Raw genomic sequence first — 14604 nt, 5'->3', positions numbered from 1 at the left:
GGAGTCGGGCGGTACGGGGTACGGGGGCCGGGCGGCCGGTACGGCGTGAGCGGCGGCGGTACGGGCCGGGCGGCGGGCGGGGTGCCTGCCGCTCGGGGACACTGGACGCGTGAAGACCGAGAACGTCGTGTTCGTGGGCGGCCCGCTGGACGGCCGGACCCTCCCCGTACTGACAGGCCCCACCGGCCAGCCCCCCAAGCAGTACAAGGTGCCCGTCCCGGCTCCCGCGGGCGAGACCCTGCTCGTCTACAACCGCGAGCCGCTGCTGCGCCCCGGCAGCAGGCTCGGGACGCCGCGCGGCTGGCGGTACGTGTACGACCCCGAGGGCGTGGTCGAGCGGCGCCGGTGGCCGTGGCGCCCCCGGCCCAAGGAGGCGTGAGGAGGGACGTGCCCCTCACACGGTGCCAGCCGTTCGGCTCGGGGGCGACGGTCCGCCCGCCTCCCGGGGCCCCGTGCCACGCCCTGCCTCCTCACGGAGGCCCCCGTGTCCACGCCGTACCTCGGTTCCGGCCCGTACTGCTGCGCGAACGCGCTCGGCCGGGACCCCGAGCGGGGTACCCGCTGGTGCGGCGGGGGCCCGGGCCGAAGCGGCCGGCGCCGAGGTCGTCGGCGGGCAGCGGTGGCGCCTTCGGGAACCGTGCGGTGCTCGCTCGTGATCCGCGCCGGAAACACACGACCGTACGGACGAGGCGAAGAGCGCCGGGCCGGGGGTCCGCCCCGCGGACGGGAGGAGGGCGGACCCGGCCCGCTCACGGCAGGCGGTCAGGCCGCCGCCCGCACCGACTCCAGGTAGGCGTTCGTCTTCTCCGGCTCGAAGAAGAAGTTCTCGAAGTCCGACGGGTCGTTGAAGCCGTTGGCGAAGCGGTCGGCGACCGGCTGCAACTGGCCTGCCGCGCCTATCAGGTTGAGGACGTGCTCCGGGGGGACGCCGAGCATCGCGTTGGTCCACTTGACGACGGGCTGGGCGGTCTCCCAGTAGCGGTCGAAGGCGGACCGCATCCACGCCTCGTCGAAGGGCCGGTCGCCGTGCTCGATGATCGAGGACAGGTAGCTCGCGGCGCACTTGGACGCGGAGTTCGAACCCTGCCCCGTTATCGGGTCGTTGGCCACGACGACGTCGGCGACCCCGAGCACGGCGCCACCGCCCGGCAGCCGCCCTATCGGCTTGCGGACCGTCGGCGCGTACCGGCCCGCGAGGGTGCCGTTCGCGTCCGTCAGCTCGACCTTGGTGGCGCGCGCGTACTCCCACGGCACGAACTTCTCCATCAGCTCCAGCGTCAGCGCGAGGTGCTCGGAGGGGTCCTTGACGCCCTTGAAGGCGTCCAGCGGGCCGCCGGGGACGCCCTCCCAGAAGAGGATGTCGGCGCGGCCCGTGTTCGTGAAGGTCGGCATGACGAACAACTCGCCGATCCCGGGCACGAGGTTGCAGCGCACGGCGTCGAAGTCCGGGTGCTCGGGGCGGGGTCCGAGCCCGTGCACGTAGGCGACGGCGAGCGCGCGCTGCGGGGCGTCGAAGACGGAGCGCGAGGCGTCCCGCTCGAACATCGAGACCAGCTCGCCCTTGCCCGCGGCGACGAGCACGAGGTCGTACGTGCGCGAGAAGTAGTCGAGGTCGCCGACGGCCGCGCCGTGGATGACGACCTGGCCGCCGCGCTGCGCGAAGGTCTCCATCCAGCCCGCCATCTTCACGCGCTGGTCGACGGACTGCGCGAAGCCGTCGAGCTTGCCGACCCAGTCCACGGCGCGGCTGGAGTCGGGCGCGGCGACCGAGACGCCGAGGCCCTCGATGTGCGGCGCCTGGTTCTCCCAGAAGTTCAGTTCGAGGTCGCGTTCGTGCTGGAGCGCGGTGTGGAACATGCACTGCGTCGACATGACCCGTCCGGAGCGGATCTCGTCCGCCGTACGGTTCGACATGAGGGTGACCTCGTAGCCGTGGGACTGGAGGCCGAGAGCGATCTGGAGACCGGACTGCCCGGCCCCCACGATGAGTACCTTCCGCATGCCTTGCGGTTCTCCTTGCCTGGGCGGGCGTCCGTGGGCCGCGAGGCGGGGCGCCCGGGGTGTACGGGAGCGTCGTCGCCGGCCCGGTTTCCGTACGGGCCGTCATGCCCCGTACGGAAACCGGCACCCCGCCTACTCGGGCAGGGCGTCGAGCGCGTGACCGACGAGCGCGAGCAGGGTCTCGACTACCGATATCCTGCGCCGCGCATCCATGATCATCACAGGTACGTGCACGGGGATCGTCAGCGCCTCCCGTACGTCGTCGGGCTCGAACCGCTCCGAGCCGTCGAAGTGGTTGACGGCGACGACGTAGGGCAGCCCGCAGCTCTCGAAGTAGTCGAGCGCGGGGAAGCAGTCCCCGAGCCTGCGCGTGTCGGCGAGCACGACGGCGCCGACGGCGCCGCGCACGATGTCGTCCCACATGAACCAGAAACGCTGCTGGCCCGGGGTGCCGAAGAGGTACAGCACGAGGTCGTCGTCGAGCGTGATGCGCCCGAAGTCCATCGCGACCGTCGTCGTCGACTTCTCCGGGGTCGCCGAGAGGTCGTCGGTGTCCTCGCTCGCGCGGGTCATGACGGCCTCGGTCTGGAGCGGCACGATCTCCGACACGGCGGCGACGAGCGTCGTCTTGCCGACACCGAAGCCGCCCGCGACGACGATCTTCGTCGAGGCGGGGGCGCGGCTCGTGTCCAGCTGCCAGGGTTTCAGCTCCTCCTCGGCGGGAGCCGGGGCCCGCGTGCCCACGTACGCGGGACGGCCGAGGAGATCAGAGGCGGCGGAGTCCACTCAGCACCCTTTCGAGCAGCGCGCGGTCGGGCTGCCCGGGCTGCTGCCCGGTGCCGTAGACGCGGATCTTTCCCTGGTCGGCGAGGTCGCTGAGCAGCACGCGGACGACCCCGAGCGGCATGCGCAGGAGGGCCGCGATCTCGGCGACCGTGCGCATCCTGCGGCACAGTTCGACGATCGCGCGCATCTCCGGCATGACCTTCGTGCGCAGGTCGCCGTTGACCAGCTCGGGGCGCTCCTGGGGCGCTTCGAGCGCGGCGACGAAGGTCTCCACGAGCAGCACGTGCCCGAAGCGGGTGCGGCCCCCGGTGAGCGAGTACGGGCGCACCCGCGAGGGTTTGCGATCGGCCCCCCTCGTCGGGAGCTTCGGACTCTTGGGCTCGCTCACTGCGCGGCTCCCTTCGCCGTGCCCTGCCCCGGCACCGTGCCGGGAGCCGTGCCGGGGGCCTCGTCAGGGGCCGGGCCCTCCATCGACTGCCGCAGCTCGCTGCGGAGTTCGGGTGTCAGGACGTGCCCGGCACGGCCCACGAAGAGCGCCATGTGGTAGGCGACGACGCTCATGTCGCAGTCGGCCGCCGCGTGCACCCCGAGGAGGGAGCCGTCGCTGATCGCCATGACGAAGAGCGCGCCTTCGGCCATCGAGATCATGGTCTGCTTGACGCCGCCCGCGTCCATGAGCCGAGCCGCGCCGACGCACAGGCTGCCGAGCCCGGAGACGATCGTGGCGAGGTCGGCGCTGGAACCGCGCGGGCCCTGCGGGCGGTCCGCCTCGGAAGCGGCGCGCTGGTGGGCGGGGTCGGAGGAGAGCAACAGCAGCCCGTCCGAGGAGACGACAGCGACCGAGAGGAGCCCTGGTACCTCCTCGACGAGGTTGGTGAGCAGCCACTGGAGGTTACGTGCCTCTTTGCTGAGGCCGTAACCGGTCCGGTCGCCGCCCGGCGTGGTTGAGTCGACGGTGCGTGCCGTACCTGTGGTACGGCCGGGCGCAGTCACCTGCGTTCCTCCTCGGCTGAGTCCCCCTCGGCTGATACCTCGCGCGCGTCCGCCGTGGTCGGGGCGGCGGGCGGTCGGCTGCTCCCGGGGCGCGCTGCCGCGCTGTCCCCGGCGGGCTCCCCGTCCTCGGCTCCGGGAAGGGTCAGGCTCCCGGTCTCCTCGGCGAGGGCGGCCTCCACGTCCTTGCGGCCCTGGGTGGCCCCTTGGTGGAAACCGCCGAGCCTGCGGCGCAGGGCCTCGGCGTCCACGCCCGGAGCGGCCGCACGGGGTGCGGGCGCGGGCGCGGAGATCTTCGGCGTGCGCTTGGGCAGGCCCTTGTCGGTGACCCGGTCCCAGCTCTCCACCCGCTCCGCGGCGGCGGCCTCCGCCTCGGCGGTGTCCGGGATGCGCGCGTGGGCGTCGGGCCCTATGGCGTAGGGGGAGGCGGGGGGTTCGGGTACCGATGCTGGTTCCGGTGCGGATGTTGGTTCCGGTACGGATGCTGGTTCCGGTACGGATGCTGTTGCTGGTGCGGGTCCGGCGGGCTGGGCGGCGGGGGGCGCCTCGCTCGCGGGCGCCTCGCCGGTCGCGCCGGGCTGTTCGGGTACGGAGGCGGGGGCGCCGTCCCGCGCGGGTGCGCCCGTGCCGTCCTGGCCCTGGGGTGTGCCCTCCGGGGTGAGCGGGAGGTGGAGCACCATCGTGGTCTCGGTCGGCGGCTCGACCGTGGGGGCGGGGGCGACACCGGGACCGGAGGCGGCGGACGCGGGCCGCTCGGTGGCGGGCTCCTCGGCGGGGGCGGCCTGGGCGGGGGGCTCGGCGGCGGGCTCCTCGGCCGGGGTGCCCTGGGCCGCGGCGACGCTCGCCTCGGCCGCCGCGATGAGCGGGTCCGTGCCGGGCGCCGTGGCGGGGGTGACGCGGCCTTCCGCGGCGGGGGGTTCCTGCTCCGCACCGGCGGCGGGGGCGGCGGCGCCCGTACGGGTGCCGGGGGCGGCGGCGCCCGCACCGCTGGCGGGGGCGCCCGTACGACTGGCGGCGTCGGCGCCCGTACGACTGGCGGGGTCGGCTCCCGTACCGGTGGATTCCGTGCCCGTACCGGCGGCCGACGGCGCCGCGGTCTCCCTGCCGGGGAGTTCGTTCGAATTGGCCTCGGCCTCGGAGCCGGGGAGCGCGACGGCCGGGGCCCCGCCCGGGATGTGGCCGCCCGCGTGCGGGGTGACGACCCCGGCTGCCGGGGTCGCGAGTATCGGCGGCGGCAGGACCACGACGGCCGCGATACCGCCCTGCTTCTGCTCGCGCAGCCGGACCCTGATGCCGTGCCGCGAGGCGAGCCGCGCGACGACGTAGAGGCCGAGCCCGAGCCCTTCCTGCTCCTCCTTGAGCGTGTCGCCCGGCTCGAAGGAGGAGAGGCGTTCGTTGACCTCGTCGAGGCGCGCGGCCGACATGCCGATGCCCTCGTCCTGCACCGAGAGCATCACCTCGCCGTTCTCCAGGAGCCAGGCCGAGACCTCGACCTGCGCGTCGGGCGGCGAGAACGAGGCGGCGTTCTCCAGGAGTTCGGCGACGAGGTGGCTCAGGTCGTCGGCGGAGAAGCCCGCGATGTGCGCGTGCGGGGGCAGCGCGGCGATCCGTACCCGCTCGTACCGCTCGATCTCGCTGACCGCCGCGCGCAGCACGTCCACGAGCGGCACCGGGTTCGGGTTCTGCACACCGTGCTCGGCGCCCGCGAGGACCAGCAGGTTCTCGCTGTGGCGGCGCATGACGGTCGCGAGGTGGTCGAGCTTGAAGAGCGTCGCGAGGCGGTCGGGGTCCTGCTCGCGCTCCTCCAGGTTCTCGATGACGCCGAGCTGGCGCTCGACGAGGCCGAGGGTGCGCAGCGCGAGGTTGACGAAGGTCCCGTTGATCGAGCCCTTCGCCAGCTCCAGCTGCTCCTGGACCCCGGCCAGTTCGGCGCGGAGCGTGTCGCGTTCGGCGGCGACGGACTGCCGCTGACCGATCAGGTGCTTGCGGTCGCCCTCCAGCGTCCCGATCCGCTCGTGGAGCGAACCCGCGTGCGCGTGCAGGAGGTTGACGGAGTGCACGACCTGGGCGAACTCGTCGTTGCGGCCCGTGAAGCGCACCGGCTCCTCGGCGGCGGGGTCCTCGGCGTCCGCGAGGCGCTTCGCGCCGAGGCGCAGCACGGCGAGCGGACGGGTCAGGGAGCGCGCGGTGGCCATGCCCACGCCCGCGGCGGCGAGCAGCAGGACCCCGACGAGCAGGACCCGCAGTTCCAGGGACTGCACCTCGTCGTCGCGCAGCGCCTGGGCGCGGTGCGAACGGTCCACGGCGAGCGCCGCGTCGGCCGAGCGCATCAGCTCGATCCTGGCGCCGAGCGCGGCCGAGACCTTCGACGTCTTGAGCCCCGCTTCGCTGTCCGCGAGCTTCGGCTCGTCGGTGAGGCGGTCGAGGTACTTCTCCGCGTTGTTGACGTCGGCACCCGTGACGGTGGACGTGTACGCGGAGAGGTCGGCCGGGCGCGCGGTGGCGCGGAAGGCGCTGAGCGCGGCGTCGGAGCGGATCTGCGCCTCGTGGGCGGCGCGGCTGAGCGCGTCGCGCTGCCGCTCGCCCGCGGGGTCGGAGACGGGAACGGTGGTGTTGAGCCCCGTCATGGGGTCGTAGCGGGTCTCGGTGGCGGTGGGACGGGGCACGGCGAGCGCCGCGAGGAGCAGCCCCCGTACCGCCCCGGCCTCGGTCACCGCGGTGTCGAGGTCGACGAGCGCGTGCGGCGCCTCGGCGGCGTCCTTCGGGAGCGCGTCCGCGAGCGAGGCGACGCGGGCGTGCAGGTGGTCGATGATCCGGCTGTACGAGGTGTGCGCGGCCAGCGCCGTGCCCTTGCCGGTGAGCGCCTGGCGCCGTACGCCGCTGATCGCGTCGAGCTGGTCGCGCAGCGCCTTCGGGATGTCGGCGGCCTCCAGCTCCTGCACCCCGCGGTCGACGCGGGCGCTGCGCTGCTCGCTCAGCCCGTCGCCGCGCGGGCGGCCCGCCGCGATGTAGGAGCTGACCTCGTCGCGCTCGTCGGCGAGGGCCTGGGCGAGCGCCGTGGACTGCTGCGCGACACCCGCGTCGTCCACGAGCCGCTGTGCCTCGTGCACCCGGTCGCTCGCGTCGACGAGACCGGGGACGCCCGCGCCCACGACGGCGGCGGCGACCACGGCGACGGCGATCACGAGGCGGGAGCGGACGCGCTTGCGCCGTCCGGCGGGCGGGGCAGGCGGGGGCACGGAGCCCTCGGGCCGCCGCGGGCCCGGGATACGGAGCGAGGGGGCGGCGGAGGGGGAGCCGGCGGGGCCGGCGGGGTGACCGACGGGACCGGCGGGACCGGCGGGGTGGCTAGCGGCCGGTGCGCCCCGGCCCGGGGCCCCGGCCTCCTGGTCCCGGCCGGAGGACGGCTGGTCCTGGCCGGGGACCGGCTGGTCCTGACGGGAGGACGCCTGGTCCTGGCCGGAGGGCTGGTCCTGAGCGGAGGGGTGGTCCTGGCCGGGGGGTGTCGCTTCCCGCCCGGGGACCTGACCGGGAGTCGGCTCGTCCGGCACCGTCGCCTGACCGGGAATCGGCTGGTCCTGCGCCGTGGCCACCTCCTCCTCGCTCCGTGCTCCGCCCTTGCCCCGAGGCCGCGTTTTCTGCACCGGTGCTCACATTCCTGACTCGTCCTGCCCCTGCGCCTGGGTGACGGGTTGTCAGCGCAGGCGCCCCCGCGTTGCGTTCGCGACCATTCCAGTGCCTTCGGGAGGCGGCCGCGCGCATCGCCTGCCCCGCCACCCGAAGGAGTGAACCGTCCAGGGGAGTTGGTGGGCAAGTTTCCCATTCCCCGGATGGCCGCGTGCGTGGTGCGCCGGTTGGACGCGCACGGCGGGCTTTGGCAAGATACCGCGCCGCAGCGGCCCCGGAATTGATCATTCCGCCTCAAATCAGGCGCTGACCAGGCAGAATTCACCCGCGCCGGGGTCTGGGCCCGGCGCTGTGAAGGGCTCGTGCAGACTGTCGGGATGCGCGCCGAACTGGTCACCGAGCCCGGCGGGAGCGACCGGGCCGACGAGGACTTCACCTGCGTCTCGCTCCCCGCGTCCGGGCAGGGCGGTTTTCTCGTCCTCCTTGACGGGGTCACACCACCCGAAGGAGCGACGGGCTGCGTACACAGCGTTCCCTGGTACGTGTCGCGACTCGGCGGCGCTCTCAACGAACTGTCCGTTTCGCGCCCCGATCTGACGCTCCGCGAGATCCTGGCCTCGTCCATCCGGCGCACGGCGGAACTCCATCGGGCGACCTGTGACCTTTCTCACCCCCGCACCCCGCAGGCCACCGTGGTGCTCGCCCGCTGGGACGGCGCACGCGCCGAACACCTCGTCCTGTCGGACTCGGTACTGCTGCTCGTGGAGCAGGACGGGGCGGTGCGGGCCGTGCTCGACGACCGCATCGAGCGCCTGCCGCTCGCGGCGGAGCGCGCGGCGGTGCGGGACGCGACGGAGGACGGGGAGCGGGAGGCGGCGCGGGCCGCGTACGTGCGCGCGGTGGAGTCCCTGCGCAACGCCGAGGGCGGCTTCTTCACGGCGGCCGCGGACCCCGACGTCGCCGCACGCGCCCTGACCGGCGAGACCCCGTTGGCCGGGCTCCACTGCCTCATCGCCCTGAGCGACGGCGCGACCCGCTGGACCGAGCGCTTCCACCAGGGCGACTGGACGGCCCTCGCGACGCTCCTGCGCAACCGCGGCCCCCGCGCCCTCCTCACCGAGGTCCGCCGCCTGGAACGCTCCCCCGAGGGAACGGCGAAGCGAGGAAAGCAGCACGACGACGCGAGCGTGATCGTGGCGGAGGTGGGCGGCGGGGCGAGATAGCGCCACGGACGAGGGCACGCCCGGAGCGGGACCGCCGGAGCGGGACCGCCGGAGAGACGGCCCAAGAGCCGACCACCAAGCACGCCCACCGGCGGGGACTGGGGGGAGCGGCGGCGACTGGGTGGGGCGCGGACTGGGGGGGGGCGGGTGGCCGGACGGTGGGCGGCAGGTGACGGGTGACGGGCCGCGAGTGGCCGCACGGCAGACGGCGAGCGGCAGGACACCAGGCCGACGACGGCCGACGGTGGGCGGCAGGCGGAGGCGGCAGGCGGCCGCACGACAACCGGCGGGCGGCAGGCGGCAGACCGCGAGTGGCCGCACGACAGACGGCGGGCGGTGGGCGGCAGGCGGCAGGCCGCGAGCGACCGCACGACAGACGGCGAGCGGCGGGCCGCGAGTAGCCGCACAGCAGGCGGCGAGCGACCGCACGACAGGCGGCGGGCGGCGGGCGGCAGACGGCGGGCGGCAGGCAGCGAGCAGCCGCACGGCAGACGGCGAGCGGCAGGACACCAGGCCGACGACGGCCGACGGTGGGCGGCAGACGGCCGCACGACACACGGCGGGCGGTGGGCGGCAGGCGGCCGCACGGCAGGCGGTGGGTGGCAGGGCACCAGGCCGACGACAACAGGCGGCAGACGGCAAGCAGCCGCACGACCGGCGGCGCACGGCAGGCGGCAGGCGGCCGCACGACAGACGGCGGGCGGCAAGACACCAGGCCGACGACAACAGGCGGCAGACGGCAAGCAGCCGCACGACAGGCGGCGCACGGCGCACGGCAGGCGGCGAGCGGCGAGCGGCCGTACGACAGACGGCGGGCGGCGAGCCGCGGGCGGCCGCACGACAGGCGGCAGGCCGCGAGCGACCGCACGACAGACGGCGAGCGGCGGGCCGCGAGTAGCCCCACAGCAGGCGGCGAGCGACCGCACGACAGGCGGCGGGCGGCGGGCGGCGGGCCGCGAGTAGCCGCACAGCAGGCGGCGAGCGGTGGGCGGCGAGCGGTGGGCGGCAGGCGGCGAGCAGCCGCACGGCAGACGGCGAGCGGCAGGACACCAGGCCGCTGGCAGCAGGCGGCAGACGGCGAGTGGCCGCATGGCAGGTGGCAGGATCTCGGGCCGCGAGGCGTCCGACAGGCGGGCCGTGTGCACTGTGCCGGTGCCGGTACCGGGGGGCGTGCTCGGGGGCAGGCGGGCGGGCGGCCTGACGGCAGGCAGCAGGCGGCGAGTGGCAGCACGACAGACGGCGGGTGGCAGGACGACAAGTAGCCGACGGCGGCGCGGCAGCAGGCAGCAGGCAGCAGGCAGCAGGCAGCAGGCAGCAGGCAGCAGGCAGCAGGCAGCAGGCAGCCGAGGGTGGCCAGCGGATGGCCGGACGGCAGCCGACAGCGGGCGGCAGACAGCGGGCGGCAGACAGCGGGCGGCAGGGCGACAAGCAGCCGACCACAAGAAGCGGGTGACCTGACGGAAGGCAGCTGACGGCGAGCGGCCGCACGACAGACGGCGGGCGGCCGCACGGCAGACGGCGGGCGGCCGCACGGCAGGCGACGAGGCGTCCGACGGCTGGGCCGTGTGCCGTGCCGGTGCCGGTACCAGCGGGATGGGCGGCGGGCTCTCAGGGTTTTCCCCTAAGGGTCGCGTGGGCCCCCCGACGGGCCCAACGGGCGGGGGTCGGGCCGGGTTCCCGGCCGCGGTCGGTTCCGCTCGCGGCCTCCTCTCCCTTCCCCCTCCTCCCCCTGCCCCCTCTCCCTCCCCCCGTCCCGCTCCCCCGCCCCTCGTCCCTCTCCCCCTGCCCCCGCCCCTCTCCCCCGCCTCCCTCCCCGCCCCTCCCCCTCACAAGCGGTTCAGCCGGTGCAGGAGGCGGGCCAGTTCCGCGACCTCGCCCGGGGGCCAGCCGGACATCGCCTCGACGTAGCCGGCGCGGCGGCGTTCCCGCACTTGGCGGAAGCGGGCCTCACCCTCGGGGGTGAGACGTACGAGGCTGGCGCGGCCGTCGCCGGGGTCGGGCGCGCGGGTGACGAGACCGAGGCGTTCGAGGGCGCGGATCTGGCGGCTGACGGTCGCTTTGCCGACACCGAAGTACAGCGCGAGATCCGTGGCGCGCTGGGGTCCGTCGCCCTCCAGACGGGCGAGGAAGCCGTACGCGGCCGGTTCGAGGTCCGGGTGGACCTCGCCCGCCAGCTCGCTCGACGTGGCCCTCGCTCTGCGCAGGAGGAGGCTCAGTTCGCGCTCCAGGGCGAGAAAGGCGTTCTCGGTCATGGCGTCCGTTCCTGGCGGCTGAAAAACAGCCCTCTCTCGGGGGTGAAACCGCAGCCTGTCCAGTATTTCCCAGGACTGGACCAGTGACGGCCAAAAGGTGCCCTACCCCACCCCCGCTCTACTCGCGTAGCTTCCGTCGTTGACATGACCACGGCGCCCGACCCGGCCGTGGCACACACCGCCAGGTTCCCCCCAACCCGGACTTCTCGGAGGCACGCTGTGTCCGTGCACACGATCCGATCATCCCGCCGCTCTCGCTTCAGAGCGGCCGGAACCCTCCTCGCAGCCCTGTCCCTCCTCCTCGCCCTGCCGGTGGCGGCCCAGGCCGCCGACGAGCCCTCCGTGCCCGAGCGCGGCAGCGCCTACCTCGGCATCGGTGTCGCCGCCCATGACGGGGTCGGCGGCCTCCCCCGCGACAGCCGTGCCGCCCAGACCGAGGGCGTCGACGTCGCGAGCTACCAGGGCAGCGTCAACTGGACCACGCTGTGGAACAGCGGCGTCAAGTGGGCGTATGCCAAAGCCACCGAAGGGACGTACTACACCAACCCCTCCTTCGCCCAGCAGTACAACGGCTCCTACAACGTCGGCATGATCCGGGGCGCGTACCACTTCGCGACCCCGGACACGACGAGCGGCGCCACGCAGGCCAACTACTTCGTGGACCACGGCGGCGGCTGGTCGAAGGACGGCAAGACGCTCCCCGGTGTCCTCGACATCGAGTGGAACCCGTACGGCGACCAGTGCTACGGCAAGTCCGCGTCGGCGATGGTCAGCTGGATCAAGGACTTCACCGCCACCTACAAGGCCCGCACCGGGCGCGACGCCGTGATCTACACGGCGACGAGCTGGTGGCAGAGCTGCACGGGCAACTCGTCCGCCTTCGGCTCGACGAACCCGCTGTGGGTGGCCCGCTACGCCTCGTCGGTGGGGACCCTGCCGGCCGGCTGGGGCTTCTACACGATGTGGCAGTACACATCGACGGGCCCGACGGTGGGCGATCACAACAAGTTCAACGGCGCCCTCGACCGGGTCCAGGCCCTCGCCAACGGCTGAGCGCCACCCCGGACCCCGGTGGCCGGGACCCGCGCGGCGGCGCGGGCCCCGGCCACCGGGCCGTCAGGCGGCCACCGCCTCGCGCTCGCTCGCGGCCGCCGGGGCGAGCGCCAGCTCCAGGACCTGGCGGACGTCCGTGACCGGGTGGACGTCGAGCTTCGCGAGGATCTCGGCGGGCACGTCGTCGAGGTCGGGCTCGTTCCGCTTGGGGATCACGACGGTCGTGATCCCGGCGCGCTGGGCGGCGAGCAGCTTCTGCTTGAGCCCTCCGATCGGCAGGACGCGCCCGGTGAGCGAGACCTCCCCCGTCATCGCGACCTCGGGCCGCACCTGGCGTCCGCTCAGGAGCGAGGCGAGCGCCGTCGTCATCGTGATGCCCGCGCTCGGCCCGTCCTTCGGGACCGCCCCGGCGGGGAAGTGGATGTGGACGCCCCGCTCCTTGAGGTCGCCCACGGGCAGCTCCAGCTCCGCGCCGTGCGAGCGCAGGAACGAGAGCGCGATCCGCGCCGACTCCTTCATGACGTCACCGAGCTGACCGGTCAGCGTCAGTCCCGCGCCGCCCGTCTCCGGGTCGGCGAGCGAGGCCTCCACGTAGAGGACGTCACCGCCCGCTCCCGTCACCGCGAGCCCGGTCGCGACGCCGGGCACCGCCGTGCGCCGCTCGGCGGGGTCCTGCGCGGCCTCAGGTACGTGGTGGGGCCGCCCGAGCAGCGGGCGCAGCTCCGCGTCGGTCACCGTGAACGGCAGCTCGCGTTCGCCGAGTTCGTGCTGTGCGGCGAGCTTGCGCAGGAGCCGCGCGAGGGCCCGTTCCAGGTTCCGTACACCCGCCTCGCGCGTGTACTCGCCCGCGAGCTTGCGCAGCGCGGACTCGTCCACGGTCAGCTCGTCCTCGGCGAGACCGGCGCGCTCGCGCTGGCGCGGCAGCAGGTGGTCGCGCGCGATGACGACCTTCTCGTCCTCGGTGTAGCCGTCGAGACGGACCAGCTCCATGCGGTCGAGCAGGGCCTCGGGGATCGCTTCGAGCACGTTGGCCGTGGCGAGGAAGACGACGTCGCTGAGGTCGAGTTCGACCTCCAGGTAGTGGTCGCGGAAGGTGTGGTTCTGTGCGGGGTCGAGCACTTCGAGCAGGGCCGCCGCGGGGTCGCCGCGGAAGTCGGAGCCGACCTTGTCGATCTCGTCGAGCAGGACCACCGGGTTCATCGACCCGGCCTCCTTGATGGCGCGCACGACGCGGCCCGCCTGGGCGCCCACGTACGTACGCCGGTGGCCCCTGATCTCGGCCTCGTCCCGTACGCCGCCGAGGGCGACGCGGACGAAGGAGCGGCCCATCGCGTGCGCGACCGACTCGCCGAGCGAGGTCTTGCCGACGCCGGGCGGCCCGACGAGCGCGAGCACCGCGCCGCCGCGCCGGCCTCCGACGACACCGAGGCCCCGGTCGGCGCGGCGCTTGCGCACCGCGAGGTACTCGGTGATGCGGTCCTTCACGTCGTCGAGGCCCGCGTGCTCGGCGTCGAGCACCGCGCGGGCACCGCGGATGTCGTACGTGTCCTCCGAGCGCTCGTTCCACGGCAGGCCCAGAACCGTGTCGAGCCACGTGCGTATCCAGGCGCCCTCGGGGCTCTGGTCGCTCGCGCGCTCCAGCTTCTCGACCTCCTTGAGCGCGGCCTCACGGACCTTCTCGGGCAGATCGGCTGCCTCGACGCGGGCGCGGTAGTCGTCGCTCTCGTCCTCGCCGTCCTCGCCGCTCAGCTCGCGCAGCTCCTTGCGGACCGCTTCGAGCTGACGGCGGAGCAGGAACTCGCGCTGCTGCTTGTCGACGCCGTCCTGGACGTCCTTGGCGATCGTCTCGGCGATCTCCTGCTCCGCCAGGTGCTCGCGGAGCTGGAGCGTGGCGAGCCGCAGGCGCGCGACGGGGTCGGCCGTCTCCAGGAGTTCGGTCTTCTGGGCGGTCGTGAGGAACGGCGAGTACCCGGAGTTGTCGGCGAGCGCGGCGACGTCGTCGATCTGCTGGACGCGGTCCACGACCTGCCAGGCACCGCGCTTCTTGAGCCACTCGGTCGCGAGCGCCTTGTACTCGGTGACGAGTTCGGTCACCGCGCCGGGCAGCGGCTCGGGGACGGTCTCCTCGACACGGGTCCCCTCGACCCAGAGCGCCGCTCCCGGGCCCGTGGTCCCGGCGCCGATGCGGACGCGGGCGCGGCCGCGTACGAGCGCTCCGGAGTGGCCGTCGGCGAGCCTGCCGACCTGTTCGACGGTGCCGAGCACACCCGTGCCCGCGTAGTCGCCGTCGACGCGGGGCACGAGCAGCACCTCGGGCTTGCCGGTGGAGCCGCTGGAGCGGGCGGCGGCCTGGGCGGCCTCCACGGCCGCGCGCACCTCACCGTCCGAGAGGTCGAGCGGCACGACCATGCCGGGCAGGACGACCTCGTCGTCGAGCGGCAGCACGGGCAGGGTGAGCGGTGCGGACGTCAGAGCCATGATCTCCCCTTCGGCAGTCAAGTTGAGCTGTATCGACTCAATGTCCGGGGAGGCTCTGGTGTTCCCGCTTCCTTGTTCGCCCACAGCGATCAACCGGAAAGCGGGGCCGAAGACGCCTTCGTCGTACGCAAGCGCTCCCGCCGCCCGCACTGTTCCCGGCCCGTACGAGACCCACCGCCCCCTGCCCGTACGAA

General features: G+C 74.2%; 10 protein-coding genes. 3 read left to right on the top strand and 7 right to left on the bottom strand.

What is annotated here, in order from left to right:
• Positions 1-109 precede the first annotated feature (109 nt).
• Complete coding sequence (locus ACQYWQ_RS21700; RefSeq protein ID WP_431036753.1) at positions 110-379, top strand: hypothetical protein; 270 nt, start codon at positions 110-112, stop codon at positions 377-379.
• A 383-nt stretch (positions 380-762) separates the two neighbouring features.
• On the opposite strand, the gene ACQYWQ_RS21695 is transcribed toward ACQYWQ_RS21700, so the two are convergent.
• The 5 genes from ACQYWQ_RS21695 to ACQYWQ_RS21675 all read right to left on the bottom strand — a co-directional run bounded on the left by ACQYWQ_RS21695 (position 763) and on the right by ACQYWQ_RS21675 (position 7370).
• A complete protein-coding gene (locus ACQYWQ_RS21695) occupies positions 763-2001 on the bottom strand; it encodes a styrene monooxygenase/indole monooxygenase family protein (RefSeq protein ID WP_431036752.1) in 1239 nt (412 codons plus the stop codon).
• A 132-nt stretch (positions 2002-2133) separates the two neighbouring features.
• Entirely contained in the window at positions 2134-2787 is a 654-nt protein-coding gene (locus ACQYWQ_RS21690) for a GTP-binding protein (protein ID WP_431036751.1), read from the bottom strand.
• Complete coding sequence (locus ACQYWQ_RS21685; protein ID WP_164287373.1) at positions 2768-3175, bottom strand: DUF742 domain-containing protein; 408 nt, start codon at positions 3173-3175, stop codon at positions 2768-2770. The genes ACQYWQ_RS21690 and ACQYWQ_RS21685 overlap by 20 nt, the downstream gene beginning before the upstream one ends.
• On the bottom strand, positions 3172-3780 hold the full coding sequence (locus ACQYWQ_RS21680) for a roadblock/LC7 domain-containing protein (RefSeq protein ID WP_431036750.1): 609 nt from the start codon (positions 3778-3780) through the stop codon (positions 3172-3174). The genes ACQYWQ_RS21685 and ACQYWQ_RS21680 overlap by 4 nt, the downstream gene beginning before the upstream one ends.
• Positions 3777-7370 carry a nitrate- and nitrite sensing domain-containing protein gene (locus ACQYWQ_RS21675; protein ID WP_431036748.1) on the bottom strand — a complete coding sequence of 1198 codons (3594 nt, stop codon included), beginning with the start codon at positions 7368-7370 and terminating at the stop codon, positions 3777-3779. The genes ACQYWQ_RS21680 and ACQYWQ_RS21675 overlap by 4 nt, the downstream gene beginning before the upstream one ends.
• Positions 7371-7781: 411 nt before the next feature.
• Between ACQYWQ_RS21675 and ACQYWQ_RS21670 the strand changes: the two genes are divergently transcribed.
• Positions 7782-8627 carry a hypothetical protein gene (locus ACQYWQ_RS21670; protein WP_431036747.1) on the top strand — a complete coding sequence of 282 codons (846 nt, stop codon included), beginning with the start codon at positions 7782-7784 and terminating at the stop codon, positions 8625-8627.
• A 1826-nt stretch (positions 8628-10453) separates the two neighbouring features.
• On the opposite strand, the gene ACQYWQ_RS21665 is transcribed toward ACQYWQ_RS21670, so the two are convergent.
• Complete coding sequence (locus tag ACQYWQ_RS21665; RefSeq protein ID WP_431036746.1) at positions 10454-10879, bottom strand: MarR family winged helix-turn-helix transcriptional regulator; 426 nt, start codon at positions 10877-10879, stop codon at positions 10454-10456.
• Between the two features lie 312 nt (positions 10880-11191).
• On the opposite strand from ACQYWQ_RS21665, the gene ACQYWQ_RS21660 reads away from it, so the two are divergent.
• Positions 11192-11932 carry a lysozyme gene (locus ACQYWQ_RS21660; RefSeq protein ID WP_431039289.1) on the top strand — a complete coding sequence of 247 codons (741 nt, stop codon included), beginning with the start codon at positions 11192-11194 and terminating at the stop codon, positions 11930-11932.
• Between the two features lie 63 nt (positions 11933-11995).
• On the opposite strand, the gene lon is transcribed toward ACQYWQ_RS21660, so the two are convergent.
• Positions 11996-14410 carry an endopeptidase La gene (gene lon / locus ACQYWQ_RS21655; RefSeq protein ID WP_431036745.1) on the bottom strand — a complete coding sequence of 805 codons (2415 nt, stop codon included), beginning with the start codon at positions 14408-14410 and terminating at the stop codon, positions 11996-11998.
• Positions 14411-14604: the final 194 nt, after the last annotated feature.

Source organism: Streptomyces sp. P6-2-1 (genome assembly GCF_050613165.1).
GTDB lineage: Bacteria > Actinomycetota > Actinomycetes > Streptomycetales > Streptomycetaceae > Streptomyces.
Note: the sequence above shows the minus strand (reverse complement) of the source record. Positions and strands in the feature narration are given on the sequence as shown.